The organism is Haladaptatus sp. AB618 (assembly GCF_024136965.1).
Classification (GTDB): domain Archaea; phylum Halobacteriota; class Halobacteria; order Halobacteriales; family Haladaptataceae; genus Haladaptatus.
The window spans coordinates 1-3,375 of record NZ_JAMYJX010000020.1 but is presented as its reverse complement, the minus strand read 5'-3'; the positions used below and the strand labels follow the sequence as shown (position 1 = coordinate 3,375).

2 rRNA genes are annotated in these 3,375 nt (G+C 54.8%); both read right to left on the bottom strand.

Features of this window, described 5'->3' with window-relative positions:
• Window positions 1–34 precede the first annotated feature (34 nt).
• A 5S ribosomal RNA gene (gene rrf / locus NKF26_RS23880) occupies window positions 35–156 on the bottom strand.
• A gap of 132 nt (window positions 157–288) precedes the next feature.
• Window positions 289–3,206 (bottom strand): 23S ribosomal RNA (locus NKF26_RS23875).
• Window positions 3,207–3,375 lie beyond the last annotated feature (169 nt).

Below are 3,375 nucleotides of genomic sequence, written 5' to 3'. Positions count from 1 at the left end.
GTGGCTCTGTGAGGGTTAATGAATGAAGTATGAATGGAGGCGGCGAATCGAATTTCCCAGAGGCTCGCGCACTCCAGTACTGACCGAAACGCAGACAGGCTTAACTTCCGTGTTCGGGATGGGTACGGGTGTCGCCCTGTCGCTCTGGCCGCCTTAACGTCAACTCACGGAATCGAACCGTGACATATGGATACCAATCGTTGATGGTTCGAATGAACCGTAATGTATGTGCAATCCAGTATACGCCTGGACTCACACTCCATGAGTGTGAAGACCAAATGCGGTATGATTGTGTGGCGTCGATCTGTTAGTACTCGCGGACTGAACGCCTCGTTGCCTCGGCGCGTACATCCCGAGCCTATCGAACTCGTCTTCTACGAGTGATCTCGGTGGTATCTCTTTTCCAAGTGGGTTTCGAGCTTAGATGCGTTCAGCTCTTACCCCGTGGTGCGTAGCTGCCCGGCACGCGCTCTTTCGAACGACCGGTACACCAGTGGCACCCATTCGTAGTTCCTCTCGTACTATACGAACGTTCTCGTCAGATACCGTAACACCCCCAATAGATAGCAGCCGACCTGTCTCACGACGGTCTAAACCCAGCTCACGACCTCCTTTAATAGGCGAACAACCTCACCCTTGCCCGCTTCTGCACGGGCAGGATGGAGGGAACCGACATCGAGGTAGCAAGCCACCGGGTCGATATGTGCTCTTGCCGGTGACGACTCTGTTATCCCTAAGGTAGCTTTTCTGTCATCAATGGGCCGCAACAAGCAGCCTCATTGGTTCGCTAGACCACGTTTTCACGTCAGCGTCCCTCGTTGTGTAGGACACTGTCAGACTTCCTTTTGCTCTTGCGCTCTTCCTCGGGTCTCCGACCCGAGTGAGGAAATCTTGGGGCGCGCTCGATATCTTTTCGAGCGCGTACCGCCCCAGTCAAACTGCCTGGCTACCGGTGTCCTCCGCCAGGAGTGAGGGTCGCAGTCACTACCGGGTAGTATTTCAATGATGCCTCGGTGATCCGCTAGCGCGGATACCTGTGTAACGGCTCCTACCTATTCTGCACAGTAGCGACCACGTCCCAGCGACAGCCTGCAGTAAAGCTCTATAGGGTCTTCGCTTCCCCTTGGGGGTCTCCAGACTCCGCACTGGAATGTACAGTTCACCGGGCCCAACGTTGGGACAGTGACGCTCTCATTGATCCATTCATGCAAGCCGCTACTGAAGCGGCAAGGTACTACGCTACCTTAAGAGGGTCATAGTTACCCCCGCCGTTAACGGGTCCTTCGTCCTATTGTACTAGGTGTTCAGATACCCGCACTGGGCAGGATTCAGTGACCGTACGAGTCCTTGCGGATTTGCGGTCACCTATGTTGTTACTAGACAGTTGGAGCGTCCGAGTCACTGCGGCCTGCTCTTATGCAGAGCAGGCATCCCTTATCGCGAACTTACGGGACTAACTTGCCGAATTCCCTAACGTCGGTTGCTCCCGACAGACCTTGGCTTTCACCGCCAGAGTACCTGTGTCGGATCTCGGTACGATTAACACACTCGTCTTTTCACGGGCCCCGGGTACCACCAACTTTCGCTATCTCGCCATTCTTCCGCTTCCTGCCATTACGGCTTCCACGGAGTTGGACGATTCGACCGGGCGAAGGCCCGGCTTGGTGTTTCCTGAGGCGTCGACTTTTAATGGTGTTAGCACTGGAATATTAACCAGTTTCCCTATTGTCTCATTCGAATTACGGTGAGACTTAGGATCGGCTAACCCTCAGCTGATCAGCATTGCTGAGGAACCCTTACTCATTAGGTCGTCGGGGGTCTAACCCGACTAACGCTGCTACTATGGCCAGGATTTTCGATACTGAACGGTCCATACGAACTCTCGCCCGTACTTCCACCCATTCAGAATGCCAACCTACTAGATCACTCGGTCAAGAGTGCTGCTAGGTCTCGGTGGCGAGCTTGAGCCCCGATCATTTTCGGCGCCGCAAACCTCGGCCGGTAAGCTGTTACGCTTTTCTTAGAGGGTAGCTGCTTCTAAGCTCACCTCCCGGCTGTTTAGGGCTTGCGACCACCTTCAATCGCACTTAGCTCGCACTTTGGGACCTTAACCCAGCTCTGGGTTGTCTCCCTCACGGTACACAGGCTTACCCCGCGCACCGGATTCCTCACGTCAACGGCGTCCGTAGGTTTGGAGTTTGACAGGGAGGTCGACTCCTCTCGGAGGCGAGACTCCCAATCGGTCGCTCTACCCCACGAACTACCTTAGTGAAGGTCATGCTTCGACATGTTTCGGTTGGAACCAGCTGTTGCCGGATTCGATGGGCCTTTCACCCCTACACATAAGTCACGAGAGGGTATTGTAGGACACCAACTCTAACAGGCCTCCACGTGGCTTTCGCCACGCTTCGCCTTGCTCATGCGTAGATCATCCGGTTTCGGGTCGTATCCAGTTGACTCCCCGCCCTTGAAGACGGTGGCCCTCACACAAAGTGCTGCGGCCGTATTGGTTTCCCTATGCCTGCCCCGATACTCGGGTTAGGCTCGCCAATTAGATACACTCCCTGGCTCGTTTTTCAAAACGTACGACAGAACATCGGCTCCCAGCAATTCCTACTGCAGGCTTGCACCTGGGTCGTTTTTTGCTGGGCCTTGTATGCCCTGTCGCTCCATCGCCACCTGATTTCAGGCCCTATTGCACCTCCCTTTTCGGGGTGCTTTTCAGCGTTCGTTCACACTACTTGTTCGCTATCGGTCTCGAGTCGTATTGAGTCTTCGCGGTCGTTGCCCGCGACATTCACAAGGGATTTCCGACCCCTGCTACTCGGGAGCTGACGCACGTCGTACTTGATCTCATTACGGGGTTATCACCCTGTTTCACGCTCCGTTCCAGGAGACTTCATGAGACGGTTCGGACGATGAGAGTCAGTCCGTACACCACATTGCCCGTGAGGGCTTCGGTTTGGACTTTGTCGTGTTCACTCGCCGTTACTAGCGACATCGCGTTTGCTTTTTGTTCCTGCCGATACTGAGATGTTTCAGTTCTCGGCGTTCCCCATTGCGCGAGGCAATTGCGGGGGGATTCCCATTCGGAGATCCTGAGTTCTTAGCCTCCGTGCGGCTTCCTCAGGCTTTTCGCAGCTTGGCACGTCCGTCGTCGGCGCTCGAGCCGAGCCATTCACCAGGTGGCACAGTAGCCACGTTGGAATAACTTGGTTTCACTGTTAACTCACGGTTGTGAGTCCAGTGGACGTCTGGATTGCACGTACATACGGTTGTCATTACACGACACGGTGGTCGCCGAGTGCGTGTTTCGAACCCTTCCCAACCGCGTTTTCACGGGTTGGTGCATCGGTTTGTTGGGATTGATTCTTT